The organism is Bacillales bacterium (genome assembly GCA_035700025.1).
Lineage (GTDB): Bacteria > Bacillota > Bacilli > Bacillales > DASSOY01 > DASSOY01.
Window position 1 is genome coordinate 27,207 of record DASSOY010000075.1, and the last position, 25,644, is coordinate 52,850.

General features: G+C 49.3%; 26 protein-coding genes. 4 read left to right on the forward strand and 22 right to left on the reverse strand.

The window, feature by feature from the left end:
* Window positions 1-9: 9 nt before the first annotated feature.
* The 12 genes from VFK44_13530 to VFK44_13585 form a co-directional block, all read right to left on the reverse strand.
* Complete coding sequence (locus VFK44_13530) at window positions 10-1,323, reverse strand: TRAP transporter large permease (protein HET7629389.1); 1,314 nt, start codon at window positions 1,321-1,323, stop codon at window positions 10-12.
* Window positions 1,324-1,326: 3 nt separating this feature from the next.
* The gene (locus VFK44_13535) at window positions 1,327-1,785 is read right to left on the reverse strand and encodes a TRAP transporter small permease subunit (GenBank protein ID HET7629390.1); all 459 of its coding nucleotides are present in this window, start codon (window positions 1,783-1,785) and stop codon (window positions 1,327-1,329) included.
* Window positions 1,782-2,663 (reverse strand): isocitrate lyase/PEP mutase family protein, encoded by an 882-nt coding sequence (locus tag VFK44_13540; GenBank protein ID HET7629391.1) that lies wholly within the window; start codon window positions 2,661-2,663, stop codon window positions 1,782-1,784. The genes VFK44_13535 and VFK44_13540 overlap by 4 nt, the downstream gene beginning before the upstream one ends.
* 366 nt (window positions 2,664-3,029) lie before the next feature.
* Entirely contained in the window at window positions 3,030-3,776 is a 747-nt protein-coding gene (locus VFK44_13545) for an alpha/beta fold hydrolase (GenBank protein HET7629392.1), read from the reverse strand.
* A gap of 184 nt (window positions 3,777-3,960) precedes the next feature.
* On the reverse strand, window positions 3,961-4,542 hold the full coding sequence (locus tag VFK44_13550) for a thiamine pyrophosphate-dependent enzyme (GenBank protein ID HET7629393.1): 582 nt from the start codon (window positions 4,540-4,542) through the stop codon (window positions 3,961-3,963).
* Window positions 4,539-5,063: a thiamine pyrophosphate-binding protein gene (locus VFK44_13555; protein HET7629394.1), complete on the reverse strand. Its 525-nt coding sequence runs from the start codon at window positions 5,061-5,063 to the stop codon at window positions 4,539-4,541. The genes VFK44_13550 and VFK44_13555 overlap by 4 nt, the downstream gene beginning before the upstream one ends.
* Window positions 5,064-5,176: 113 nt before the next feature.
* Complete coding sequence (gene lhgO / locus VFK44_13560) at window positions 5,177-6,376, reverse strand: L-2-hydroxyglutarate oxidase (protein HET7629395.1); 1,200 nt, start codon at window positions 6,374-6,376, stop codon at window positions 5,177-5,179.
* Window positions 6,377-6,418: 42 nt separating this feature from the next.
* Window positions 6,419-7,681: a DUF2088 domain-containing protein gene (locus VFK44_13565; protein HET7629396.1), complete on the reverse strand. Its 1,263-nt coding sequence runs from the start codon at window positions 7,679-7,681 to the stop codon at window positions 6,419-6,421.
* Between the two features lie 25 nt (window positions 7,682-7,706).
* A complete protein-coding gene (locus VFK44_13570) occupies window positions 7,707-8,498 on the reverse strand; it encodes an SDR family oxidoreductase (protein ID HET7629397.1) in 792 nt (263 codons plus the stop codon).
* Window positions 8,499-8,680: 182 nt separating this feature from the next.
* A complete protein-coding gene (locus VFK44_13575) occupies window positions 8,681-8,905 on the reverse strand; it encodes a hypothetical protein (protein ID HET7629398.1) in 225 nt (74 codons plus the stop codon).
* Between the two features lie 39 nt (window positions 8,906-8,944).
* The gene (locus VFK44_13580) at window positions 8,945-9,232 is read right to left on the reverse strand and encodes a hypothetical protein (GenBank protein HET7629399.1); all 288 of its coding nucleotides are present in this window, start codon (window positions 9,230-9,232) and stop codon (window positions 8,945-8,947) included.
* Window positions 9,233-9,304: 72 nt separating this feature from the next.
* Entirely contained in the window at window positions 9,305-10,369 is a 1,065-nt protein-coding gene (locus VFK44_13585; GenBank protein HET7629400.1) for a hypothetical protein, read from the reverse strand.
* A gap of 132 nt (window positions 10,370-10,501) precedes the next feature.
* Here VFK44_13585 and VFK44_13590 point away from each other — a divergent pair, with 132 nt between their 5' ends.
* The gene (locus VFK44_13590) at window positions 10,502-11,326 is read left to right on the forward strand and encodes a hypothetical protein (GenBank protein HET7629401.1); all 825 of its coding nucleotides are present in this window, start codon (window positions 10,502-10,504) and stop codon (window positions 11,324-11,326) included.
* Here VFK44_13590 and VFK44_13595 read toward each other — a convergent pair.
* Genes VFK44_13595 through VFK44_13610 form a run of 4 tightly spaced genes read right to left on the reverse strand, consistent with a single transcriptional unit; the run spans window position 11,323 to window position 14,661 of the window.
* The gene (locus VFK44_13595; protein HET7629402.1) at window positions 11,323-11,946 is read right to left on the reverse strand and encodes a flavin reductase family protein; all 624 of its coding nucleotides are present in this window, start codon (window positions 11,944-11,946) and stop codon (window positions 11,323-11,325) included. The genes VFK44_13590 and VFK44_13595 overlap by 4 nt on opposite strands.
* A gap of 40 nt (window positions 11,947-11,986) precedes the next feature.
* Window positions 11,987-13,177: a CoA transferase gene (locus tag VFK44_13600; GenBank protein ID HET7629403.1), complete on the reverse strand. Its 1,191-nt coding sequence runs from the start codon at window positions 13,175-13,177 to the stop codon at window positions 11,987-11,989.
* A 4-nt stretch (window positions 13,178-13,181) separates the two neighbouring features.
* Window positions 13,182-13,973: an enoyl-CoA hydratase/isomerase family protein gene (locus VFK44_13605; GenBank protein HET7629404.1), complete on the reverse strand. Its 792-nt coding sequence runs from the start codon at window positions 13,971-13,973 to the stop codon at window positions 13,182-13,184.
* A 19-nt stretch (window positions 13,974-13,992) separates the two neighbouring features.
* Window positions 13,993-14,661, reverse strand: coding sequence for a GntR family transcriptional regulator (locus tag VFK44_13610; GenBank protein HET7629405.1), 669 nt, complete (start codon window positions 14,659-14,661; stop codon window positions 13,993-13,995).
* Window positions 14,662-15,024: 363 nt separating this feature from the next.
* Here VFK44_13610 and dctP point away from each other — a divergent pair, with 363 nt between their 5' ends.
* From dctP to VFK44_13625, 3 genes are all read left to right on the forward strand, one after another.
* Window positions 15,025-16,101 carry a TRAP transporter substrate-binding protein DctP gene (gene dctP / locus VFK44_13615; GenBank protein HET7629406.1) on the forward strand — a complete coding sequence of 359 codons (1,077 nt, stop codon included), beginning with the start codon at window positions 15,025-15,027 and terminating at the stop codon, window positions 16,099-16,101.
* 76 nt (window positions 16,102-16,177) lie between these two features.
* On the forward strand, window positions 16,178-16,717 hold the full coding sequence (locus VFK44_13620) for a TRAP transporter small permease (GenBank protein HET7629407.1): 540 nt from the start codon (window positions 16,178-16,180) through the stop codon (window positions 16,715-16,717).
* Between the two features lie 14 nt (window positions 16,718-16,731).
* Window positions 16,732-18,066, forward strand: a complete 1,335-nt coding sequence (locus VFK44_13625) for a TRAP transporter large permease subunit (GenBank protein ID HET7629408.1) — start codon at window positions 16,732-16,734, stop codon at window positions 18,064-18,066.
* A gap of 78 nt (window positions 18,067-18,144) precedes the next feature.
* Here VFK44_13625 and VFK44_13630 read toward each other — a convergent pair whose 3' ends face one another.
* From VFK44_13630 to hutH, 6 genes are all read right to left on the reverse strand, one after another.
* Window positions 18,145-19,122, reverse strand: coding sequence for a zinc-binding dehydrogenase (locus VFK44_13630; protein ID HET7629409.1), 978 nt, complete (start codon window positions 19,120-19,122; stop codon window positions 18,145-18,147).
* A gap of 129 nt (window positions 19,123-19,251) precedes the next feature.
* Complete coding sequence (locus VFK44_13635) at window positions 19,252-19,914, reverse strand: YpjP family protein (GenBank protein ID HET7629410.1); 663 nt, start codon at window positions 19,912-19,914, stop codon at window positions 19,252-19,254.
* Window positions 19,915-20,073: 159 nt separating this feature from the next.
* Window positions 20,074-21,030, reverse strand: a complete 957-nt coding sequence (gene hutG / locus VFK44_13640; protein HET7629411.1) for a formimidoylglutamase — start codon at window positions 21,028-21,030, stop codon at window positions 20,074-20,076.
* Window positions 21,023-22,279: an imidazolonepropionase gene (gene hutI / locus VFK44_13645; protein HET7629412.1), complete on the reverse strand. Its 1,257-nt coding sequence runs from the start codon at window positions 22,277-22,279 to the stop codon at window positions 21,023-21,025. The genes hutG and hutI overlap by 8 nt, the downstream gene beginning before the upstream one ends.
* On the reverse strand, window positions 22,280-23,944 hold the full coding sequence (gene hutU, locus VFK44_13650; GenBank protein ID HET7629413.1) for a urocanate hydratase: 1,665 nt from the start codon (window positions 23,942-23,944) through the stop codon (window positions 22,280-22,282).
* Complete coding sequence (hutH, locus tag VFK44_13655) at window positions 23,935-25,455, reverse strand: histidine ammonia-lyase (protein ID HET7629414.1); 1,521 nt, start codon at window positions 25,453-25,455, stop codon at window positions 23,935-23,937. The genes hutU and hutH overlap by 10 nt, the downstream gene beginning before the upstream one ends.
* Window positions 25,456-25,644: the final 189 nt, after the last annotated feature.

Genomic DNA, 25,644 nt, shown 5'->3' on the forward strand with positions numbered 1-25,644 from the left:
TTTTTAATGTTAATTCCCCATAAGATTTGGCAAAAATAGCGTAATGGCCGGAACATAAGTGACGAGCAACAAGATGAGAAGTAAAATGAATACCCAAGGAATCGCGGATCGGATCACCTCCAACATGCTTTGTTTCGTAATGGCGCTCGCCATGAAAAGATTGACACCGACTGGCGGCGTAATACAACCTATCTCCAAATTCACGACTGTCAAAATCCCGAAATGGATCGGATCGATGCCAAGGGCGACAGCCGAAGGAAAAAGTACAGGCATAAAAATGAGAATGATCGGCGTGGCATCCATCAAAACCCCTGCGACCAATAGGGTCAAATTGACCATGAGCAAAAATACAATCGGGCTTAGATCGATGCTTACTAAGTAGTTGGCCAACATTTGCGGGATTCTTTCGTTGTTCAACTCGAAGCTGAACAACAAAGCCGATCCAACAATCATCAAAATCATTCCGATATTCGGAGCGGATTTAGCAACGACTCTTGGAATGTCTCGATAGCGGAAATCACGATAAATGACACCGGCAACGACGAGACACGTTAAGATCGTAACCATTGAAGCTTCGGTCGGCGTAAAAATGGCCGATACAAAACCTGGTACGCCATAAATACCGACGAAAATGACGAATGGAATGATGAGCGTCCAAACCCCGTCGCGAAGCATTTTGCCTCTTTGCTGAAACGTGAATGTCCGTTTTTCGCCGGGATCCCAGCCTTTGTTTGCAAAAATGATGATTGCAATCAACAATGCGGCTACGATGATTAACCCCGGAACGATCCCTGCCAAAAAGAGCTTGACGACCGAAGTCCCGGTAACCGTACCGTAAATGATCAGCGGAACGCTTGGCGGAATAATAATCCCTAAAGTGCCGCCTGCGACAATGCTGCCAATCGCCAGCCGCTTATCGTATCCTTTTTCCAACATTTTCGGAATGACAATGTTGCCGATCGTGGCAACCGTAGCCAAACTCGATCCGGAAATCGAAGCAAACATTGCACAAGCCACCAATCCCGTAATCGCCAATCCGCCGCGAAACGAACCAACGACGGCGTCCGCCATGTTAACAATTTTCCGGCTGATCGTGCTGTGCTCCATAATCCCGGATGCCAGCAAGAAAAACGGAACGGCCATAAGCGGAAAAGATGCCAAGTTTGAATAAAATTGGCCGGACAAAATGTTCAACGGTGTATCCGTGAACAAAAAAGCCAAAACAACAGAGGAAAGCCCAAGCGCAACGAAGATCGGTGCATTTAAGACCAAAAACAAGACGAGAAACAGGACCAAAACGATAAATGGCAATGGAATCAACAATCATCACCCTCCCCTAATAAGGCTCACAACATTGCGGAACCCATGAATCGTCATGAAAAACGTGCTGACGGGAATTCCGATAAATTCCACCCATGCGGGCAAATAGGTGAGCAGCGATGTTCCGCCAAATTCGACTAAGAAAAAGAAATAATGGATACTAAAGTAACAAAGTGTTCCGACAAATAGAGTTGTCAAAAGATTGGCAATAAGATTGATCTTGCTTTGCCACGAAATCGGAAATGCTTTCATCACAATGTCAATCGATATATGTTCTCTCGATTCGATCGCAGCCGCGCCGGCAAACAACGATCCCCATACCGCTAACATCACGACAATGCCATTCCCCCACGGCCAGCCAGTGCTGAATACATAACGGGCAATGATTTGCACGATACCAAGAGCAACCGCCCCAAGCAAACAAAACGTTGTCAACCATTTTTCCAAGCGCATGATATAAGTCATTTGCCACCACCCTCGACGGTTCGTTCTTCGATCGTGTAGTATTCGTCCAATCCGATCGTGTCTTCGATTTGTTTGCGTACGCGAATCATTTCCTCCTGATCAAGCCCAGTATCACCGGTCTCATATAACGTTTTGAACAGCTTGTACACCGCTTGGGATGCAACATTAATTGCGGAAATCGCATCATAATCCATCTTGTAGCCCATTTCATCAAGCTGTTGGACGGTGAAAAGCGGACGATTCGCACGGTTTCCAGAACTGTTCACATAAACGACCGGCCCATGGATGAGCTTTGGCGCCCATTTCGCTTCTTCCCGGTTGTTCGGAAAAACCATTACCATGTCAGCTCCCGCAGCAAGTGCATCATTGGATCGCCGAACGCCTTCCTCGAAAGACTCCGTTCGCATCGTGTCGGTTCTCGCAATGATGACAAAATCAGGATCCGTCCGAGATTGAACCGCATACTCAATTTTCATCAAAAATTCCTCGGCCGAAACCGTATGTTCCACGCCTTTGTGGTAATGAACCCGTTTTGGATAAAATTGATCCTCGATGTGTATGCCTGCTACGCCTGCCCTTTCGAAATCCCTTACCGTTCGCACGATATGGGCAGGTTCACCGAAGCCGGCGCCAGCATCAACGACTAGCGGAATGTCTACGGCACTGGTAATGTTCCGGCATAAATCAGTAACATCTTTGAGTCCCATCAATGGCTCAGAAACGGCGAGATGAGATCCCATTGCGTAACCGCCGAGACTGATGCATCGAAATCCAATTTGCTCGGCTATTCTCGCGCTCAACGGATCATAAGCGACTGGTGAGACAATAATGCCCGGTTCTTGAATCAGTTGACGAAGCTTCGTTGTCGTCTTAACCACTACAACCCCTCCAGGATGTTGAATTAAGAAAACGCTTACATTGCTGGCGGCCACCGCCTCCTTTACTCAACCATGATCTTCTATTGATCAAATTTTGAATACATAATATTGAACAAAGTATAATGTATACATTATACGATGTCAACGGTATTTCGATAATATTTCGAATTTTTTAACTCCCGTTCGTTATATGTCAAAAGGCCAACCATTGTCGGTTGACCTTTCATCATACCTCGTTTCAAAGGATCCTTCACTATAAAATGGACAGATCCCAAAACTTACTAATTACTTCAGTTGTTCATGAACACATTACCCACGGCATACCGGCACACCCTGTATTTTTTCACCGGCAACAATTCCTCACTCCTAATCGCCCCAGTTGCGGTCTTGTAAGAAACGTAAAATGTCTTCATGAAGCCGATCCTTTTCCTCGCCATTCGTGATTACATGCGGAGAATGATCGTACCAATGAAGCGACTTCTCTTCCGATTGGACGCGTTCATAGATGATTTCAGCACTTTTTGGATCAATGACTTCATCGTGCGCAGCTTGAATGACAAGCAACGGTGCTCGTATGTCTTCAAGATGGCCGTAAACCTCGCTGTATAGCTCATGAATTCCTTCGAACGGCAGCAAAGGAAGCTTTTTCAATGCGGTCAGCTCCGCTTCGATCTGTTCAGGCGTTTTGTTCTCAAGTTTTTTGTATTCCCGTCCATAATTCATAACATCCTCGAGCAAGCGTTCACGGCTTTTAGCCGCAATAGGTGAACACATCGTCGCAACCGCACGAACCGGAAATGAGTACGCCAGCTTAAGGGACAAGACTCCGCCGAGCGAGAGGCCGATCACCGCCACACCCCCTTCGACTAACGACTGAATTTCGCGATACCCTTGAACGGCGTTTCGCCACCAATCGGAAGCTCTTGATTGCAATAGTTGATCTGGAGGCAATCCGTGTCCGTCATAGATCGGCGCATGGCAAGTGAACCCATTTTCTTGTAAAAATCGCCCGAGTTTACGCACGTGAGCGGAAGTACCCGCAAAACCGTGCAACAGAAGAACGCCGTGATTTCCTGCATGGTACGTAAATGGTTTTGGCCGGATCAGTTTCATGAGAGAACCTCCGTGACGTTGCTGTTTCTCGTTTATTTTGTTAGGATATTGGATCCTACTTAAAGCAAGCATATCTCATCTCGGCGCAATAGAAAAGAATGAGAGAACGGAACGATGTCTGCCATCCAAACCGACGAGGATGCTCGCAAACACTTCTCCTCCTGTGCTTTCCATCGATTAACCGTTACAATGCCGACATTTCTTGAATGAATTGATGAAAGGCATGGCTGGCGACTGCCGGATCGTCATTGAGGTAAGCCGCAGGGGCATTCCCCGGCCTGACTTTGGCATGAATGACCACGGGTTTTTCCGTCTCCGCCAAAGCCTCTTGAATCGACGCATCGAGCTGATCCGTTTCTTCTGCGTCAAGAACCGTTAACCCGTAACCTCTCGCGACATTGCCGACATTAATCTCGGTCGCCATCGACCGTTGCCCGCCGGTGGAATCGAAACAACCGTTGTCGAGAATGATCAACAGCCATTTCTTTGCATTCAAAAAAGAAGCGGACGCCAACACGTTCGGATTCATCAGAACGCCGCCGTCGCCTTCCAAGGCGATGCATTTGGCAATCGGCGAATCCGTCAAAGAAAGACTTACCCCTAACGCAATCGACGGCGAAAGCCCCATCGTATCGACGTTGTACAGATGGTTTGGCCGTCTGCCGAGACTGGCCCACTCCCTTGAAGTCGCTCCGCAAGCGGATACAACCGGCAATTTTTCCGTAAAAGGATATAAAGTTTGCAAAGCTTCCAATCGCGTCATCATTGTTCGGCACCCCCTTTAATGTTGAACATGACAATAATCGGGCGGTGCGTATCACGGCTGTATTTTTCCGCCTGCTGAATAACCGCGGACCATTCATGCAAAGGAACCCGGTAATCGAGGCGAAACGTTTGAATCGCCGCATTATCCAAAATTCTCGGCAACGGTTCGCTGAAGTTTTGGACGGCAGAGTTGATTTCACCCATACCCCCGCGTCTCGTGACCAAGATCAACATCGGCACGTGATAAGCGGTGCAAAATGCCGTTAAAGCAAGCAAAGAGTTCCCGATCCCGGTGTCTTGAATCAAGACGACCGGCGTTTTTCCGCCCAAACTAATCCCGGCAGCAATGCCGATGCCGTCTTCTTCGCGGCTGACCGGAAAAGAATGAACATCTTCACGACTTTCAAAGTGCTGAATGACCGCTGCGATCGTACTGCAAGGAATAAAAACAAGATGATTAGGCTTGACGGCTTCGATGCCGGCAATGATTTCTTTCGATGCTAATTCGTTAAAAGTGGCCATGTTATTGGTCGCCTTCCTTCTCCAGGTTGCTGTTTAATAAAACGAAACAAACGTATCCCGAAAGGTCATGTTAGTTTGTGATCGTTTTCATTCGCCTTGCTAAGACGAGAATCTTACCCGTTGCGCACTTGCTTTTTCACCAAATGAACGATGCGGGCACCGATTTCGAGCGACGCCGTTGCTGCCGGCGAAGGAGCGTTGCAAACATGAACAGCACGATCGTGTTTCACGATAAAAAAGTCATCCAGCAACTTTCCGTCCCGGGACAGTGCTTGGGCTCGAACACCGGCTTTCGCCGGAACTAGATCTTTCTCTTCTAATTGTGGAAAATACCTCTGCACATCTTTCACGAACGCACGTTTAGAGAAAGATTTGATCATTTCTTTCATACCTTCCCGCATATTCGATCCAGCGATTTTCCAAAAAGCCCCGTATCGTAAAATTTCCGCTGCCTCTCGCCAATGAATGTCGGTTTTTGAATAACCCTCCCTTCTTAGACTCAGTACCGCATTGGGTCCAATATGCACCGAGCCGTTCATCATCCGTGTAAAGTGAACGCCGAGAAAAGGAAAATCAGGGTTCGGAACTGGATATACGAGGTTTTTCACCAGTGTCTTTTTATTTGCTGAAATCTGATAATATTCTCCGCGAAACGGAACAATTTTCATATCGGTTTTGACACCGGCCATCTCCGCAACCTTATCGCTGTACAATCCGGCGCAATTGATCAAGAATCGGGCTTGAATGTCCCCTTGGCTCGTCGTTAGAACTATGCGATCATCGTTCATTTGAACACCTTTGATTTCCGTGTCCGTCAAGAGGTCTCCTTGTTTTTGCTTGATCTTATCGGCATAAACCGCCGCTACTTTCCTGTAGTCCACGATTCCCGTCGAGGGGACGAAGATGCCGGCGATTGCCCGGACATTGGGCTCAATTTCCTTAATGTCATCTTTCATCACTTTTTTTACGGACAACCCGTTTTTTAGTCCTCTTTGGTAAAGGTTTTCCATCAACGGAACTTCTTTCTCGGTTACAGCGACGATTAATTTTCCGCATCTTTCATAAGGAATTCCGTTTTCTTTACAAAATTGAACCATATGTGCATTGCCTTCACGGGCAAATTTCGCTTTAAAGCTTCCGGGTTTGTAGTATATGCCCGAATGAATCACTCCGCTGTTTCGGCCCGTCTGATGCAGAGAAATCTCTTTTTCCTTTTCAATGACAGCAATTTTTGCATCGGAATCGTTTTCCCCTAATTGCATTGCGACCGACAACCCTACGATCCCTGCACCAATGATTACGAAATCATACATGGCCTTCCTCCCCTCCATCGTTTCTCCTTGTCACCTCTAGTATCACTCAAACCGAATCCTGCCCCGCTTATCGAACGAAATCGGATCCGGGCCGCTCTCAACCGTCACGTTCGACAAGTGCTTAATTTCGTCGAATACGGATTCCGATACCCAAATTTCATCGAGATGCAAAGTATTTCTCATGTAAACGAGTCGCATCGTTCTTGGGTTTGACAATTTCAATCCTTTCACCGCTCCTTGGATCAGTTCCCAATCGTTCGGGAAGGTCATCGGAACCGCCGCGCGGATGAGAAAACCGCTCGTCAAACTGTTCAAGTACGTGGCTTTGTAATCAATGTCGCGCACTAAAGATTCCGTCGTAAGGTCGGCAAGGCCGATCCCGTTTGCATTACCATGGGAAGCTTCCGACAAATTCAAAACACCTAAATAGGTGATCGCTGGTTTCTCCGGCTCAGGGATACCTTGGATCCGCATGCGGCCGATAATGTTCGTGTCCATTCCTGTACCGCTGAAATTTTTTCCCATTTCTCCAACAAGGCAAAGATCAATATGGTCGACAGGAAGTGACGGCATCATCTTTTTCGCTTCTGTTTGCAATTGTTTCTCTACCTCAAAAATGCGACCGACAGGAATGCCTTGGACAACGGCCGTCTCGTCATAAGCGTTTTCGACGATGGCAAGGCCTCCAATGATATTCGTTTTTGCAAACGCAACCTTCGCTATCGCTGGAATCACTTCAGCCATACGTTCGGCCCCTAAGCTGTGCACCATCGTCGCGCCCTTCGGTCGTCCAAGCCCGACGGCCGCCATTTTCAGCAATCCGCTCTCATACGGGCCGCGAAAAGCCGTATGCGGCTTTACACGATTTACCAAGAGCGTCGCGTCAGCATCGAGCATTTCAGATGCCGCGTACACCGGCAGCCTTCCGGACGCTTCATCTGTTTCTCCGACTTGGGCGCATTTGCTTGAACAAGAAATGTCGACGGCCATCGATTCCTCTGTGATCCCGAGGCTTGCCAACAGCTCTCGCTGCCCATCGGCTTCACCGCGTCCATGACTCCCCATCGCTGCAACCAAAAATGGTGAATACCCTTTGCTCTTCAGAGATCTCACAACATCTTGAAGAATTTGGACGTAGTTAGAAATGCCGCGAGAACCCGCCGTAACGGCAATTCGTGCGCCATCAGGCAAATCAGCTTCTTCCAAAGCAGCATCGACGGCACTTCTGACTTCTTCGTGAAGATCAGCGATCGTTTTTCGCTCGAACTTCTGCTTGATCTTGTACACCCGTGGGAAATCGTTCATGTTCTCCCTCCAATCTCCGGTGTCCTTAAAGCGCCTTAACGAGGCCGCCGTCCACTAGCAGCGATTGACCGGTGATGTACGTATTCGCATTTGAGCAAAGAAAAACAACCATGCGGGCAAATTCAGCAGGCTCACCGTACCTCCCCAACGGTATCGATTGTTCTGCATTTGCTTTCACCGCTTCCGGATTCACATTCAATTTGTCGGCCTTGACTTTGTCAAGATGCGCTACACGATCGGTAGCAATCCTGCCCGGGCCGACGACGTTGACCAAAATATTGTCTTTCGCCAGTTCTTGAGACAAACTTTTTGCCAATCCAACGACGCCAGTACGGAAGGTGTTCGATAAAATCAAATCGTCGACCGGTTGTTTCATCGACGAAGAAGTGAAATTCACGATGTGACCGCTTCCTTGTTTTCTCATATGTGGAAGTACCTCACGAATCGTCCGCACGAAGCTTAGCAAATTCAATTCAAAAGCGAACTGCCATTGCTCGTCGTCAAAGCTGTCAAACCCGCCTGCCGGCGGCCCGCCGGAATTATTGATCAATACATCCACAGTGCCTTTCCAATCAACGATTTCTGCTACGAGATCCTTGACATCCTGCGGTTTCGTAATGTCACAAACCGCATATCTCACATCGTCATTTCCGGTTTCCGACCGAATCTCTTCGACGGTCCTTTTCAATTCCTCTTCGCTTCGGCTCGAGAGGAAAACATGCGCGCCTTCTTTAGCAAATTGTTTTGCCGTTGCCTTTCCTAATCCTTTGCTTGCAGCTGTAACGAGCACCGATTTTCCTTGCAATCCTAAATCCATATTCATTTTCCCCTTTCTTCTTTCAAACTAACATTTCAATAAGCCCTCGTAACACTTTTTTAATTTATACACGTTCAACGGTAAGGAGTTGCGATCGCATCATCACAGCCGCTTTAGAACCCCTATAGCGCAAATGCAGCGAGATACGCCTCTCTGCAAATAGGTAAAGCAATGACTCCGATTCAACGATCGGAGTCATTTTCATTTCGCCGCACCAACAGATCACATACTTCATCCACGATAGCTTTCGCCCGCGCTTCCAGCTCTTCCGGTTCAGCAGCGGAAATCGGATGTTCCATCACTGTAAAAGGATAGTCAGGAAAACCTTGAGCAAGTGCCATCGCTTTCCCCGAAGCAACAAACGGTTCCGTTAAAACGGCACATGCCGGAACCCCCTGTCTTTCCATTACTAACGCATCGAGCAAACTGCCCGAACTGCAAGATCCTCAATCACCAATTCCGGTGACGACCGCATCGCAAGCTTTTTTTAACCGCGTTGCGTCTCCATAAGGAATTTGATGAGAAGACGACGGTTTACGGATAAAGACAATGTCTTTCAGCCTATACCTTTCCTTAAGCTCCTCTGCAATCATTTTCAGCACAACATCCGAGTTCCGTTTCCCATTATCGACAAAACCGACAATCTTTCCTTTCAAGGTGCTGAGACGTTCCACTTTTGAAGATTCAGTAATGGATCTCTCATTCGTTGGATCCAACACGGTAATTCCTTCCATTTATTCACCTTCTCTCGTCAATCGATGATTACAACCGTTTCTGCTCATTCGCCGAATGAGCCGTCAAAGCTGTCAGCCGTCTCCGGTGCACGATTTGATCGAGCGCGTGATGGCTTCCGTCTGTTTTTTCGTACCCCAGCCTGGAATGACCGCCGAAAACCTCCCCGCTTCCCCGCCGGCAACGACAAGCAGAATGTCCTCGGGCGAAGGAGCGGCTGTCTTCATTATTTGATAGTCTTGTTCTGTCACTTCACCAGGCAATCCACCAAATCTCTTCAAATCAGCCACCGGACGTCTCGCCTTCTCATACAAGAATTCCTTCACTCTTTGTTTATCCCAGCCATGCACATGGCATGTCCGATAATGTTCAGGGCAGAGCACGACTGTGAACTGCTGATCTTTAACGAGGTTGAAATTCCCGACAGCTGATATTCGGTCAGCCAACGTGAGCAAGATGCCTTCCGGCTCGGTCGACGCGCTGTTTTGGATTTGGTTCGGCCCTTCTGCAGCAATGACGGTAACTGTGCTGTCTTCCCGATCAAAGCCGCGTTCAACGTGCAAGGGCGTCCAGTCGGTCTCACGTTCAGCGATGCAATAAGAAATTTTTCCCGGATGGCCGAGCGTGGAACGATCGAACTCACGGCAGCCGCCGAGGTTGTGTAATACTAAACGAATGGTCCGTCCAATCGTCATATTCGCGCGATTGCCAGGTCCAAATACGTTTTGTCCACTGTTGATACCGAGCTGTTCGACGACCGGTCCGTTCAAAATCATGAGTAATGCGGCCCCGTGAGTGCTCGCGGTCGGCCCGTGCAGATTAAACTTTTCATCGCTCAAAGCCGTTAAAGCAGCAACAACAACCGAAAAATACTGAGGCAAACACCCCGCCATCACCGCATTAACCGCAACTTTTTCAGCGGTAAACACTTTTTTTCGTTCCGGGATACCGCCTATCACATAATCCCCTGTCATTCCCGAAAAATCGAGCATCGCTTGAACCTTTTCCTTGGTCGGCGGGACAATGGGCAGGCCGTCCGTCCACCCTTTTGCCATATACGTTTCGTTGACGTCGCTGACGTCCGAAAAATGATAGATCTTTGATTGAATTGTGATCCCTCCTCTCTTCGGATGACACATGAGACGACGACACTTGTATTCAGTTTACGTCTGACCGTAAATCTTTTCAATTTTTCGAACCCTGAAAATCATTTGCATTTTTTAACGGAGATGGATATAATACTTCCATCCTATTGATGGGAGAACTTAATCATGGAAATTTACGCGCTATACGGACGAAGCGGATCTGGAAAAAGCTCGAGCGCGTTGACTTTTGCTTACGATCACGGCATTCCGGCGATTATCGACGACGGTCTGCTCATTCATAACGGCACAAAAAGCGCAGGCGTTTCCGCAAAAGAAGAAAAAAACTACATCACTGCCGTCAAGCGGGCGATTTTTCACTACGACGATCATGCTGAGCAAGTACGGAACACACTTGATCTGCTGGCCATCGACAAGCTATTGGTCATCGGCACTTCAAAAAACATGATTGAAAAAATCGTCTCCAGGCTCGCACTCGGAAAAGTGGATCATTACGTCAAAATTGAAGACATTCGATCCTCCGGCGAATTGAAAGCGGCGCTGTTTGCCCGCCACACGAGAGGTGACCACATTATTCCCGTTCCTCACGCTCAAGTCGAAAAAAAATTATTCAAAAAACTGATCGATCAGGGGATTAAAGTGTTTTCGCCGAAAAAAGAACTCATCGGTGAAACGACGATTGTTCAACCGTTTTTCCATAACTATACAATCAACATCTCTTCAACTGTCTTTGAAGCGATTGCCGCTCATGCGGCCGAGTCGATTCCCGAAGTCGTTTCATGCGATCGGGTCGATATTCAGCTGGAAGGAGTACCTTCTCTTAAAGTCACGCTGACCATGCAATATGGGCCGAATCTTGAATTAAAACCGATACTCGAGGGCGTCCAGAAGAAAATCATCGACGATTACATGCACTACTTAGATTTGGAATTGGATTCGGTGCGTCTCCAAGTAAACAAACTCGTCACAAAGAAAAAAAGCAACTCTTCTTAACGAGTCGGTTGCTTTTTTTGAGTGCTCTTCCGCGGCAATTCAAAGAGATGATCAACAGAAGTGTAATTCCCCGCAAGCCGGCCGACCGGTTGCAAAGCTTGCAAATCGATTCTTCCATTCTTGTACAAATCGTCGCGTATATGATATTTGACCATTCTTCCAATGACCAAATGGTCCCCGCCGAGCGGAATAATTGTTTCCAACTTACATTCCATCTGAATCAGCGACTCTTTCACACGCGGCACCTTCACTTCGACGCTTTCCACAGGAGTTACGTTGGCTGCTTGGAATTCATCGACAGACGGAGGCAGGTGGCGGGACGTTTCGTACATTGCGTCAGCAAGTGGTAATGAAACGACGTTGATTACGAACTCCTTCATTCCGCGAATATTGATCAACGTGTCTTTAATGGTGCCTTGACGTTCATTTACCCCGGGGCCGATGGAAAAGCAAAGCATCGGCGGCTTTCTCGAAGCGACCGTAAAAAAACTGAAAGGCGCGAGGTTGCACACCCCTGCAGCATTCACGGTCGATACCCAGGCGATGGGCCGCGGAACGACGGAACCAATTAACAGTTTGTAAACATCTTTATCAGAAAGTTCATGGGGATCGATGACCATTTTACAACTCCTCAAGTCATTTTCGGTCGATTGTCGACACTCAATGCGAATGATTAATAATTCCATCCGCGGCGAAAGCCGCAATCTCTTCCTCGTCATAACCGAGACTTTTCAAGAGATCACCTGAGTGCTGGCCGAGAAGCGGCGGCGCCGTTGTTGCTGTACCGGACATTCTCGATAGTTTCAACGGAAATCCAAGCATTTTGAAAGTACCGGCATGCGGATGGTCCGCCTCGATAACCATCTCTCGTTCTTTTACATGCCGATCATCAAGGATGTCGGAAAATTGATTGACAGGTCCACATGGAATTTTTGCGGCTTCGAATTGTTGAATCCATGCCGATTTAGGGCGGCCGATGAATATATCGTCCAAAATGGAAATGAGCTCATTGCGGTGCTTGACCCTGTCAGGATTCGATTTGAAACGTGATTCTCGCAAAATATCCATATTCATTGAGTCCACAAAGCTTTCCCACAAACTGTCATTACCGACGGCAAGAATAAAATAGCCGTCCGATGCTTCAAATACTTGATAAGGGACGATATTCGGATGCGCACCACCAAGTGGTTTCGGATTCTCGCCCGAAGCAAAATAGTTTCCTGCTAAATAGGTTTGCCAAGAAATCATTGTATCGAGCAACGAAGCGTCCACCCACTGCCCTTCGCCCGAATATTCCCGTTCGCGAAGCGCAGCCAAAATTCCGATTACCGCCCACATGCCGGCCCCGAGGTCGGCAAGTGAAAAGCCGCCTTTTACGGGAGGTCTCCCCGGTTCGCCGGTAACCGACATCAACCCTCCCATACCTTGGGCAAGCACATCATACCCTGGCTTTTGTGCATACGGCCCCGTTTGGCCGAAACCCGAAATCGAAGCCAATATGATTTTCCGATTTCTTTTTTTCAACGTTTCATAACCGATGCCGAGACGATCAAGCGTCCCGGGACGAAAATTCTCAACGACAACGTCCGCATCTTTCACTAACCGAAAAAGAATTTCTTTGCCTTTCTCGGTCTTCAAGTTAAGCACAATGCTTTTCTTGTTTCGGTTCACGCTCAGAAAATAAGCACTTTCATCCCCAACGAAAGGCGGCCCCCATTCCCTTGTATCATCCCCCTTTGGGCTTTCGATCTTGATGACTTCCGCCCCCAAATCAGCCAATGTCATCGTGCAAAAGGGGCCGCTTAAAATTCTCGTCAAATCAACGACTTTCAATCCTTCAAGCGGAAGCATCTTATCACTCCTTAAAAATCGGCTTTCTCTTCTCGACAAATGCACGAACCCCTTCCGGAAAATCGTCAGGATCGACGCTTGATTGAAACCGGCCATGAACGGGCACATCGAATAGGGGATTGCTGAACGCGACCGCTTCCTTGACTGCCTGCAAGGACGAACAGGACTGACTCTTCACCTTTTTCGCTAATTTCGCGGCGAAATGATCCGGATTTTGCGTATCTGTCAATAAATAATTAATCAAGCCCCATTGCATTGATTCCTCTGGACTGAGTAAGCGGCCGGTATACACAAGGTCTTTCATTCTGCTCGGTCCGACTATGTTAACAATACGCTTCGTGAACGCCTTGCTTAAGGTGATGCCGAGCTTACCGATCGGCATGCCCATTTTCGTTTTCGAAGTGCCAATCCTTAAATCGCATGCCAATGCCAGTTCCAAACCCGCCCCCATAGCAGGACCGTTAATGATCCCGATTGTTGGCAACGGCAGCTTCTCGAACGCGGAAACCGCCTCTTCCATGAGGCGAAACGCTTCGTTTGCTTGATCGATGGTCATGGTGTTGAATTCTTTTATGTCCGAACCAGCGGTGAACAGCCCCCCGGCTCCTCGCAACAATACGACTTTGGTTTTTCGATGGAGAGGAATTCTTGTTGCCACCCGGCGTAATTCTTTCCACATGTTCGCCGTCAATGCGTTTTTGTACGCCGGACGATAAATTGTTACAATCGCGATGCCGCCGCTTTCTTGCAGCGAAATTTTTCCGTTCTTTTCAACGCGGCTAATGGTAACTCTCACATTACCGCCCCTCTCTCACTTAATCCTCCCGCTTTTTCTCGGCAATCGTGTTTTCGACTCTGCCAATCACGTCTTGATTATGCTTTTGCAAAATTTCGTGTGCTTTGTCAAATCGGTTGATTTTCAACATTTCAATGATCAAACGGTGCTCTTGCAACGACTTCAAAATATAACGCTCTTCGAGGAAAGACATCGTTTGCAGCGTAAGAAGCGGCAATCCGAGCCTTGCATACATGTTCATAATCACTTCGCTCTGCGACATCTTGACGATCAAAGAGTGGAACTGATGATTCAACGTTGCATATTCTTCATGGCTCTTCGCCTCTTCCATGAACGGAATCAACTTTTCCATTTCGTCTACGAGTTCCACGACGATGCCGGTTTCACGAATTCGTCTCATCGTAAGATCTTCCAGCATCATGCGAATTTCGAGCAAATCGTACATTTCAAAATTCGTGTACCCTTTTACAACTGCCCCTTTTCTCGGCACACGTTCGACGAGCCCTTCGATTGTTAGCAAATACAATGCTTCACGAATGGGCGCACGACTCGTTCCGTACTCGTCGGCATAAACGGTTTCGACGATTTTTTCTCCGGGCTGCAGTTCTCCCGTAATGATTTGTTCGGTGATCTTTTCCGCAATAATCTTTGACAACGAATTATTGTCGATTTCTTGCCTTTTTCCCACGAAGACATTCCTCCCGTTACATAAAAGCGAATCATTTTCCTTGCTATAAGTATATCACTTTTATGACGGAAATCTTTCTCCCCATTGTCGACAGTTGACTGTTTACATCATAATACGTATCGTCATAAAATTCAATCATAAATACGTCTCGATGTTCATTGTTTTCCATTTTTGCGAACAAAATTCAATTTTCGTGTTGCAATTTTACGAATGTTCGTTTAGAATTTAGACAACCATTGTCGACAGTTGACGATACTTTTCTCGTTTGCACCTGATCCTTGTTTGGGGAGGTTAACTTTTACCAAAAAAGAAAGCGTTTACATTTCTGCGAAACTCATTTTACAAAAAAAGGGGAGATCATTCGTGAAGAAGCACTTCAGTTTAGGATTGGTCTTGGCTCTGATGATTGGCATCCTTGCTGCATGCGGCGGTGGTTCCGGAAGCGGAAACACATCCACAGGCGGTGATGACGGCGGCAGCAGCGGCGAAAAGTCGGTGACGCTGAAACTTTCCCATCAATGGCCGAAACCTACGAACGGTGAAGGAGACTTTCGTGCCGTTTTAGCACAGAAATTTGCCGAAAAAGTCGAAGAGAAATCCGGGGGAAGTGTCAAAGTACAGATTTATCCTTCATCTTCGCTCGTCAAATCGAAGGCCCAATACGACGCAATGTTGAACGGTTCCATTGACATGAGTGTTTATCCTTTGGATTACGCGGGCGGTAAAGTGCCCCAGTACGGCATTACACTTATGCCGGCATTGATCAAAAACCACAAACAGGCACAAGCTTGGCAAACCGCGGAAATCGGTAAAAAATTGGAAGCCATTGCTGAAGAGAACGGCGTAAAAATTCTCGTATGGTGTTGGAATGCAGGGGCGATCGGTGCCAAAGGCGATCCGGTTGTATCTCCCTCCGATGTTAAAGACGGAATGGTCATGCGAGCCGCCGGCGATCGTGTTGAAGCGATGCTGAAAGCAGCAGGCGCCGGCATCACGAGCATGTCTTCGTCAGAAATGTATCAAGCGTTCCAAACAGGTGTACTTGACGCAGGAGTGACATCTAACTCTTCTTTCGCATCGTACAAACTTTATGAACAAGTCGATTCTTACACGAACTCGTTGGAAAACACGTTCTGGTTCATGTTTGAACCGTTGTTGATCAGCATGGATACGTGGGACAAGCTTTCCAAAGATCAGCAAAAAGCAATTGAAGAAACGGCCGCAGAGTTGCAGCCTTGGGTGTACGAGGCTTCAGCGGCGGACGACAAGCGCGTTTCCGATTTGTTTAAAGAAAAAGGGGTTAACGTAGTTCCGATGCCTGACGAAGCTTATCAACAATGGGTGGAACTCGCTAAACCGATTTGGGATGACTTTGCGAATAATGTCGAAGGCGGAAAAGAGTTAATGGAATTAGCAAAGAAAACCCTTCCGAATCAATAAGTAAGGTGGACGTGGCTGTGTCCGACTCATCGTTGGTCACAGCCACTGTTTTAAATCAGCGTTCAGGAGGTAAACGATGAGCATCAACAACGACCGCAAACCGGTTTTTATTCGGATCATCAACACGATCAGCGAAATCAGCGGTTATTTAAGCGGCATTGCACTTTTTGCCGCAGCTTTGATTATTTTTTACAAAGTGGCGGTGCGATATATTTTCGGTTCTCCAACGATTTGGCAGACGGAATTAAGCATTTACTTATTAATGTTCGGCGCCTTCGTCGGAGCGGCTTACGGATTAAAACACGACGCCCACGTAAACGTCGACATTGCATTGATGATTTTACCCGAGCGGATTCGCAAGGGGTTACGGATCGTCACTTCGTTCATCGGGCTCGTATTAACGGTGTTTGTCGCTTACAGAGGATGGCACATGTGGTGGCATGCGACTTCCGAAGGCTGGACCTCGGAAACACTGTGGGGACCTCCGCTTACGTATCCCTATTTTATTTTGCCGTTAGGGATGACGCTCGTTTCGCTGCAATTCATCGTGATTATATTCGAAGACATTCGACGTTTCAAAAATGGCGGAGATCACGCGAACGAATCCGCCTCATGAAGGAGTGATCCGTTTTGCATTCATTAGTTGCAGGCATTTTCATGGCTGTTGCCACCCTGGTTTTGTTAATGGCCGGCATGCCCATTGCCTTTGCATTGGGCATCGTTGCTGTGGCAACGATTTTCATATTTTTGGAACCCGCCCAATTTGAACTGTTGGCGAATTTCATTTATCAATCGCTCGATAACTTCTCTTTGCTTGCCATCCCTCTATTTGTATTGATGGGAGCGATTTTTGCCGGTTCGAAAGCGAGCATTGACTTGTTTTCGGCCGCACAAAAATGGGTCGGTCGCCTCCCCGGCGGGCTCGCGATCAGTTCCGTTGCTGCCTCCGCGTTGTTTGCGGCGTTATCGGGATCGAGCGCGGCTACTGCTGCAGCCATCGGAAAAGTAGCGATTCCGGAAATGAAAAAGAGAGGCTATTCGAATCCGATCGCAACCGGAGCTGTAGTTGCCGGCGGTACGCTCGGCATTCTCATTCCTCCGAGCGTCACATTAATTTTATACGGAATTGCCGTCGAACAATCAATTGGACAGTTGTTTCTCGGCGGTATTATCCCAGGCATCATCTTGACTGTGATGTTTTGTATCTGGATCGTCATCGCGACGTTATTGGAACGGCGCGGAATCTCCGTCGGAGGTGAGACGGCAGAAAACGGTCCGGTCATCGCCGATTTTTCATGGAAAGATCGATTTAAGTCTTTTCTCCAAGTTTTTCCATTTGTTGCGTTGTTGGTCGCGATTCTTGTATCGCTGTACGGCGGATTTGCGACGCCAAGTGAGGCAGCGGCTGTCGGGGCGATTCTAGCCTTAATCATGGTCGTCGTCTTTTACCGATCGATGACACTGAAGAAAATGATGAACATTTTGCTCGAGTCGACGAAAGAGAGCACGATGATCTTGTTGATCATCGCCTTTTCATTCTTGATTGGTACGGTCATGAGCTTCCTTTCCATTCCGCAGGATCTCGCCGGGTATATCGCAGGACTGAACATGAACAAATGGTTGATTTTGCTTTTCATTAACCTGTTCCTGTTATTGTTGGGATGCTTCTTGCTGCCGGTTGCCATTATATTAATGACGGCGCCCATCATTTATCCGATTATTACGGCGCTCGGATTTGATCCGATCTGGTTCGGCGTCATCATGACAATTAATATGGAGATGGGCCTCATCACGCCTCCGGTCGGACTGAATTTATTTGTTGTTAAAGGAATTGCTCCGGACATTCCGACATCGGAAATCTTAAAAGGTTCACTTCCTTATATCATCGTCATCGGACTTTCGATCGTCCTCTTCAGCATCTTCCCGCAAATTGTCACATGGCTGCCGGAGAAATTAATGGGGTAATTAAAAAAGAATCGGCTGCTCAAAGTGTGGAGAAACCTTAAGGTTTCTCCACACTCTTGTAGACAAAAACCTTTCGGATCAAGGAACAAGTATAACCTTCCCGGTGCTTCTCCGGCTTTCAATCCAATCATGAGCCGCTCTCGCCTCTTCCAAAGGCAGCTTACGTCCGATTACGATGTTCAACCGACCGTCAGCCAAGTAAGGCAATACTTGTTCCGCCGTCTGCCTTACTATTTCCGGACGCCGCTTGATCGTCGTTCCGAGACTGAATCCGAGTACTGATCGACACGTCGAATGCAAATCCGTTGATTGGAACTGCACCGGCCGCCCCCCAGCATTGCCGAAATTCACAAGCCGGCCGTACATCGCAAGGCATTCCATACTTTTTTCTCCAATTTCTGCCGCAATGGAATCGAGAATCACATCTCCCCCATGCCCGTCCGTGTAGTGCAGTATTTTTTTTACAATGTCCTCCTTCTCGTAATTAAGCACAACGTCGGCTCCGGCTTTCAATACCGTTTCCTTCTTCTCGTCACGGCTGACGGTTCCGATGATCAATCCCGCTCCGAGAATCTTGGCGGTTTGGATCGCCGTCGTACCCACGCCGCCCGCAGCGGAATGAATAACTACATTCTCCCCTTTCTTCAGGCGTCCGACTTCAGAAAGCAGTTGAAATGACGTAAATGAAACGAGTGGACTGGCAGCAGCCACCTCAAAATCAACCGTATCGGCAATCGGAAACGTCAAGTTTTCGTTCGCCACAGTATACTCGGCATACGATCCCGTCGTGGGAAAGGCAATCACGCGTTGCCCTACTTTTACACTCGTCACGTGTGCACCGATCGCTTCCACCGTTCCCGCCGCATCCAACCCGGGAATGAACGGCGGACGCAGACCTCCATGGAATTTCCCTTTTCGTGATTTAATGTCAGCAAAATTCACCGCAGCAGCCGCAACGCGGATCAATACTTGATTGTTTCCAACCTTCGGCCGTTCCACTTCCTCGAATTTCATTCCTTCAAGTCCGCCAAACCTTGTAACAACAACAGCTTTCATACGGATTGCACCGTCCCCCCGGAAATAAAGTTCCATGCTGATTCCGTTAATTCAATTCGACATTTGTCGCGAAATGTCCTCTTAAACGCCGCAACCTTGCCATCAAAAAAACGCACCCTCAACAGTGCGTTAAGCCATCCATTTCGGAGGTGTATCTTTGTCCCAATAAATATTGCCAAGTTCATGATGGTTTTCATAGTGATCCATCACGACATGATAATGAAAGTTGAACCAATACCCGTCCTTCGGCGGATGATCCCGGCGAACATGAAAGCGTACGAGATCTTTACCGTTTCTCCCATCAAAGATATGAAAAATTTTTTCGCCGAAACCACCTGAAGGTGATTGCGAAACGACGAGGTTTCTTAACGTATCCTCATCCAATTGACCCGATAAATCTTCCATAACATCTCCGATCTTCGGTACAATCGTTTCGCGGTACTCATCGCCGACTTGGTTGGAAATGGCAGGACCGAATTTCCTGAACCCTTGACGCACCGCGAGTTTCACCGTAAATTTCGGCAATCTCGTTCTCAGTTCGGAAGGATGCTCAGCCGCAGCGGCAATTTCATTCCATGAGGCCGGCGTTTCTTCCCTTCTGCGTTTTGTCTGGTTCTTGGCGTTCGAATCCGAGCCGGAGCTCATTTCAACGCTTTCGGACGATGCCCCCTCAAACCGGCTTGATTTCGTCGTATGGGTACGGTCCGAAGAGACGTGCGAACCGGGAACGAACGTACCGAATGTTAACGCGGCGGTCAATGTCACCACTATTTTCTTCAACAACCGGAACATTCGACTCCCCCCTAAGCCATTCCCAAGACCAGAGCAAATATTGCCTATCTATCTATTAGACGATTCAAACGGGTAAAAGTTTCACTTAACTCAGAGGAAAATACAAAACGATCACTGCTCGTTTTTACGAAAACCTGCAAAAAATCTCTGAAGAATCGTTCAGAGACTTTCCTGTGCTCTCCCCTTCATGAAGTTTAACACCACATGCGCCGCCACACGGCTTGTCATGTTGCGAAAATCAATCGTCGGATCGATTTCAACGATGTCGATTCCCCGCACTTCCGGCCGCCCGCCAAGAAACGCTATGCCGGAAAGCAAGGTCGCGGTATCCATGCCGCCGGGACCAATCGCCGGACAACCGGGTGCGAATGCTTGATCGAGCACATCCATGTCAACCGAAACATAGACCGCATCGACACGTTCTTTCAAACCATTGAGTGAATGAGATAAAATTGGCCGGATACCCTTTTCGACGACGTCTTGCATCGTGTAGATGGTCACCCCTTGCTGCCGGCCATACTCGTGATATTCACGGCTGTTGGAAAAATCGCGAATGCCGATTTGCACGAGGTTTTCGCCGCGCAACGCTCCAGCTTCGAGCAGCCCTCTGAACGGCGTTCCGTTCGACGGACCGCCGTCTTCCAGGTTGCGCAAATCGTGATGGGCGTCGAATTGAATAACGCCAATCGTGCCTTTCGCTTGAGCAAATGCCTTTATGCTCGGGCAGCTGATCGAATGATCACCGCCGAGAATGATCGGCAGCATGTGCGGGTGAGATTGAAAGATTTCGCTGAAAGTGTTTTCGATTCGGCGATGCGACTCCGCCAAATCGGTGACGTGCATCGCCACGTCGCCGAAATCTTGCAGCGTTTCCGTCTTCAAATCGACTTCGCTGTCGATCGCATACGTCGTATACGACGACAACGCGCTTCGGATCGCCGCTGGCGCCTCCGCGGCGCCGGAGTGGCTGATTGACGGCTTCGATAGCGGCGCGCCGATGAGGCCGAATCCGTCAACGGATTCGCCGCCGTTCCACGGCTGGATGATCTCGTGCGCCTTCGTTACTTCACTGTCCTTGAATCCCGCCTGACCTGCCGGCCGCAAATGTTCAGGCATGAACACCACCTCTTTCAAACACTTTTTCCCCTGCTTTATAAACCGAGTTTACGTGATTCACCCCGTAATGATACGGAATGTACAAGTAGTTGTCCGCATCCCATACGACGATGTCCGCTTTCCTTCCGACGGCGAGCTTGCCGGCGGAATCCCCGCGTCCGATCGCATGAGCCGCATTTACTGTCACCGCATGCCAAATTTCTTCCGGTGTCATCTTTAGCTTCAACGCCGCCAAATTCATGATGAACTGCAAGTTTTCCGTTACCGAACTTCCCGGGTTGAAATCGGTTGAAAGCGCAACTGCCGCCCCCGCTTCCAACATGTCGCGTGCACGGGCGTATTTTTCCTTGCCAAGGTAAAAAGACGTCCCCGGCAGCAACACAGCAATCACGCCTTCTTCGGCCATCCGACGCATCCCTTCATCCGATGTGCCGACGAGATGATCGGCTGAAATCGCACCGAGATCAGCGGCCAGCTCGGCGCCGCCGAGCGGATCGATCTCATCGGCATGAATTTTCACGCGAAACCCTTCCGCTTTCGCCTTCTTGAGAAACGTACGCGATTGCTCAACGGAAAACACGCCCGTCTCGCAAAAAATATCAACGTATTCGGCCAGTCCGCGTTCTTTGATTTCCGGCAGCATCGCCGCCATCACCTCCAGAAACCGATCCGGCTCACCTTTGTATTCCTCCGGAATCGCATGCGCGCCGAGAAACGTAGACACGACGTCCATTTTCGTTTCCTCGTTCATCTGCTTCGCTACGCGCATCTGCTTCATTTCCGTTTCGTAATCGAGCCCGTATCCGCTCTTCGCTTCCATCGTCGTCACGCCGTAGGTCATCATCCGTTGCAAATGAAAACGCGCTTTCTTTGCCAACACGTCTTCCGACGTTTCGCGCGTCGACCGCACAGTCGACAAAATGCCTCCGCCTTGTTTTAAAATCTCGAGATAAGGTACGCCTTGCTGCTTCAGCGCCATCTCGTGTTCACGCGAACCGCCGAACACGAGGTGCGTATGCGGCTCGACGAGTCCCGGCGTGACAAGCTTGCCGCCGCAATCGACGACGTCGGCGGCATCAAACGCACGCCAGCCGTCCCCTTGGCCGACCTCAGCAATCTTTCCGTCGCGTACAGCCAGCCAAGCATTTTTTATCACAGAAAGCTCCTGCATCGCTTTCCCTTTCACCGGCGTGTCGGTGCCGTTGTCCATCGTCAACAATTGCCCGATGTTATGCAAAACTAAATCCATTTATTCGGCCTCCAATCCCGGAATGCGCACGTGCTTCTCTTTCGCTGTTTTCACCGCTAAATCGTATCCCGCATCCACATGACGCGCGATGCCCATACCCGGGTCAGACGTCAACACACGTTCAAGACGGGCTGCAGCTTTATCCGTGCCGTCAGCAACAATGACCATGCCGGCGTGAATCGAATAGCCCATGCCAACGCCGCCGCCGTGGTGCAGCGACACCCAGCTGGCGCCGTTGACCGCATTAATCATCGCGTTTAAAAGCGGCCAGTCCGCAATCGCGTCACTGCCGTCCTTCATGCCTTCCGTTTCCCGGTTCGGCGAAGCGACCGAGCCGCAATCAAGATGGTCACGGCCGATGACGATCGGCGCCGAAATTTCACCGCTCGCCACCATTTCGTTAATGATGCGCCCGAACTTCGCACGCTCCCCATAGCCGAGCCAGCAAATACGCGATGGCAAGCCTTGGAACGATACTTGCTCCTGCGCCATCTTAATCCATTTGCACAAATGTTTGTTGTCGGCAAACTCGCGCAAAATGATTTCGTCCGTTTTATATATGTCTTCCGGATCCCCAGAGAGCGCGACCCAACGGAACGGCCCTTTCCCTTCACAAAACTGCGGGCGAATGAACGCCGGCACAAAACCAGGGAAGTCAAACGCATTCTTGACGCCGGCATTATAAGCTTCTTGGCGAATGTTGTTGCCGTAATCGAACGTAACCGCGCCTGCCTTTTGCAAAGCAAGCATCGCGTCCACATGAGCGACGATGCTTTCACGCGCCAATTTTAAATACGTGTCAGGATCGTCTTTCCGCAGTTTGTCAGCTTCCGCAATCGAATAACCGACAGGAATGTAGCCGTTCAACGGATCATGCGCCGAAGTTTGATCGGTGACGAGATCAGGCGTTCCCCCTCGCCGCACAAGTTCCGGTAAAATTTCCGCAGCGTTTCCGACGAGGCCAATCGAAAGCGGCCGCCGCTCGCGCTGCGCTTCGCGCGCCTTCGCTAACGCCTCATCGAGCGTCTGGGCCATCTCGTCGCAATACTTCGTCTCGATGCGCCGCTCGATTCGCTTGGCGTCCGGCTCCACCGCAATCACGACGCCGTCGTTCATCGTCACCGCCAGCGGCTGGGCGCCGCCCATGCCGCCGAGACCCGCCGTCACGGTCAACGTGCCGGCCAGCGTCCCGCCGAAATGCTGCCGCGCCGCTTCCGCGAACGTCTCATACGTGCCTTGCAAGATGCCTTGGCTGCCGATGTAAATCCAGCTGCCCGCCGTCATTTGCCCGAACATGATCAGTCCCTTTTTCTCCAGTTTGCGGAACGTCTCCCAATTCGCCCACGCCGGCACGAGATTTGAGTTCGCCAACAGCACGCGCGGCGCATCTGGATGCGACTTGAACACCGCAACCGGTTTCCCGGATTGCACCATCAACGTCTCATCCTCCTCCAGCGTCTTCAGCGTCGCCGCGATCCGCTCAAAACTGTCCCAGTTTCGCGCCGCTTTTCCGCTTCCGCCGTAGACGACCAAATCCTCCGGCCGCTCCGCGACCTCCGGATCCAAGTTGTTCATCAACATGCGCAAGGCCGCTTCCTGTACCCAGCCTTTCGTATTTAACTTCGTTCCCCTCGGGGCTCGTATCGTCGTTTTTTTCATTTCGATTCCTCCGTTTCATTCATCTTCACAAATACATCCGATGCCTTCAGCCAACGGCTCATCGCTTCAATATCCCGCGAAAACACGCGGTCCTTTTCAAGCGGCTGCACGATTTTGCGTCCCGTCTCCCACAACCGATACGTCTCTTTCGCCATCTTCTCAACGCCGCGAAACTCGCAAGCTTGCAACGCGCAAATCATCTCAATCGCGACGACACGGCGTACGTTTTGGATGATTTGATGTGCATGCCGCGAACCAATCGTGCCCATGCTCACGTGATCCTCTTGGTTCGCCGACGACGGAATCGAATCGACACTCGCCGGATGCGCCAAGGTTTTATTTTCCGACACTAATGAAGCCGCTGTATATTGTAAGATCATCGCGCCGGACTGCAAGCCAGGTTCACTGCTTAAAAACGCCGGCAAGCCTTCATTCAATTGCGGATTGACGAGCCGCTCGATGCGCCGCTCAGAAATATTCGCAAGCTCCGCCATCGCAATCCCGAGATAATCCATCGCAAACGCGATCGGCTGGCCGTGAAAGTTGCCGCCGGATATGACTTTGTCTTCATCTGGAAACAACAATGGATTATCGGTTGCTGCGTTAAACTCGATTTCTAATTTATTTTTCACATAAGCGAGTGTTTGCCAAGTGGCTCCATGCACTTGCGGAATGCACCGCAAGGAATACGCATCTTGCACACGCAGTTCCCCTTGCCGACTCACCAAACGGCTTCCGTGCAAGTATCCCCTGATCCTTTCAGCAACTTCCACTTGTTCGTGATAACCGCGCGCCGCGTGCAAATCTTCATCAAAAGCATCAATGATGCCCCGCAGTCCTTCCATCGTCAAGGCGGCTGCCGCTTCCGCTTGATACGCAAGCTTTTCCGCTTCCAAATAAGCGACAGCGCCCATCGCGGTCATCGCCTGCGTACCGTTGATTAACGCCAACCCCTCTTTCGCGGACAAGGTCAACGGGGAAATGCCTTCGCGCGCCAGCGCTTGGATGGCTTCCACGCGCTCCCCTTTGTAAAACACCTCGCCTTCGCCGATCAACACGAGTGCGAGATGTGCGAGCGGAGCGAGGTCACCGCTTGCGCCGAGCGACCCTTGCTGAGGCACGACCGGATGAATACGCGTATTCAACAGCTGCATGAGCCGTTCAATGACGATGCGGCGAACGCCGGAATAGCCTTTCAAAAGCGTGTTCGCACGAAGCAATAACATGCCCCGGCTGACCATTTCCGGAAACGGTTCGCCGACGCCGCAGGCGTGGCTGCGGATCAAGTTCAACTGCAAATCCTCAACGTCGTCCGTCTCAATCAACACATCGCTCAGCTTCCCAAAGCCGGTCGTTAACCCGTAAACGACCGCGCCCTCTTTAACGATCCGCTCTACCATCTTTCGGCTTTTCTCTACACGCCGCCAGCTTTCCTCGGAGGCACAAACCGTCTCATTGTCATACAACACGCGCGCAGCTTGCCGCAACGTCAATTGGTGACCATCTAAAGTGATCATCGTTGATCTCCTTTCTATCAAGCAACACGAAATTCTTCCATACAATTTCCACCTCAACCACTTGCCATATCAGCACTGTACCAAAATAAAGCGATAAAAAAAGACTGCTCTTCACGAATCAACGGATTCGCAAAAGCAGTCCTTCGGGTGCAATATGAAGCTCATAAAAGGGCCGGTGTTCCCGGCAAA

What these genes read in the sequence shown, in the direction of transcription:
- VFK44_13620 (HET7629407.1), top strand. Translation starts at nt 16,178, where the DNA reads ATGAGCATCAACAACGACCGCAAACCGGTTTTTATTCGGATCATCAAC.
- VFK44_13630 (HET7629409.1), bottom strand. Translation starts at nt 19,122, where the DNA reads ATGAAAGCTGTTGTTGTTACAAGGTTTGGCGGACTTGAAGGAATGAAA.
- lhgO (HET7629395.1), bottom strand. Translation starts at nt 6,376, where the DNA reads ATGTATGATTTCGTAATCATTGGTGCAGGGATCGTAGGGTTGTCGGTC.
- VFK44_13575 (HET7629398.1), bottom strand. Translation starts at nt 8,905, where the DNA reads ATGGAAAGACAGGGGGTTCCGGCATGTGCCGTTTTAACGGAACCGTTT.
- VFK44_13545 (HET7629392.1), bottom strand. Translation starts at nt 3,776, where the DNA reads ATGAAACTGATCCGGCCAAAACCATTTACGTACCATGCAGGAAATCAC.
- VFK44_13590 (HET7629401.1), top strand. Translation starts at nt 10,502, where the DNA reads ATGGAAATTTACGCGCTATACGGACGAAGCGGATCTGGAAAAAGCTCG.
- VFK44_13535 (HET7629390.1), bottom strand. Translation starts at nt 1,785, where the DNA reads ATGACTTATATCATGCGCTTGGAAAAATGGTTGACAACGTTTTGTTTG.
- VFK44_13565 (HET7629396.1), bottom strand. Translation starts at nt 7,681, where the DNA reads ATGAACGATTTCCCACGGGTGTACAAGATCAAGCAGAAGTTCGAGCGA.
- hutH (HET7629414.1), bottom strand. Translation starts at nt 25,455, where the DNA reads ATGATCACTTTAGATGGTCACCAATTGACGTTGCGGCAAGCTGCGCGC.
- VFK44_13570 (HET7629397.1), bottom strand. Translation starts at nt 8,498, where the DNA reads ATGGATTTAGGATTGCAAGGAAAATCGGTGCTCGTTACAGCTGCAAGC.
- VFK44_13595 (HET7629402.1), bottom strand. Translation starts at nt 11,946, where the DNA reads ATGGTCATCGATCCCCATGAACTTTCTGATAAAGATGTTTACAAACTG.
- VFK44_13550 (HET7629393.1), bottom strand. Translation starts at nt 4,542, where the DNA reads ATGATGACGCGATTGGAAGCTTTGCAAACTTTATATCCTTTTACGGAA.
- hutI (HET7629412.1), bottom strand. Translation starts at nt 22,279, where the DNA reads ATGGATTTAGTTTTGCATAACATCGGGCAATTGTTGACGATGGACAAC.
- VFK44_13585 (HET7629400.1), bottom strand. Translation starts at nt 10,369, where the DNA reads ATGTGTCATCCGAAGAGAGGAGGGATCACAATTCAATCAAAGATCTAT.
- VFK44_13635 (HET7629410.1), bottom strand. Translation starts at nt 19,914, where the DNA reads ATGTTCCGGTTGTTGAAGAAAATAGTGGTGACATTGACCGCCGCGTTA.
- VFK44_13580 (HET7629399.1), bottom strand. Translation starts at nt 9,232, where the DNA reads ATGGAAGGAATTACCGTGTTGGATCCAACGAATGAGAGATCCATTACT.
- VFK44_13555 (HET7629394.1), bottom strand. Translation starts at nt 5,063, where the DNA reads ATGGCCACTTTTAACGAATTAGCATCGAAAGAAATCATTGCCGGCATC.
- VFK44_13600 (HET7629403.1), bottom strand. Translation starts at nt 13,177, where the DNA reads ATGCTTCCGCTTGAAGGATTGAAAGTCGTTGATTTGACGAGAATTTTA.
- hutG (HET7629411.1), bottom strand. Translation starts at nt 21,030, where the DNA reads ATGCCTGAACATTTGCGGCCGGCAGGTCAGGCGGGATTCAAGGACAGT.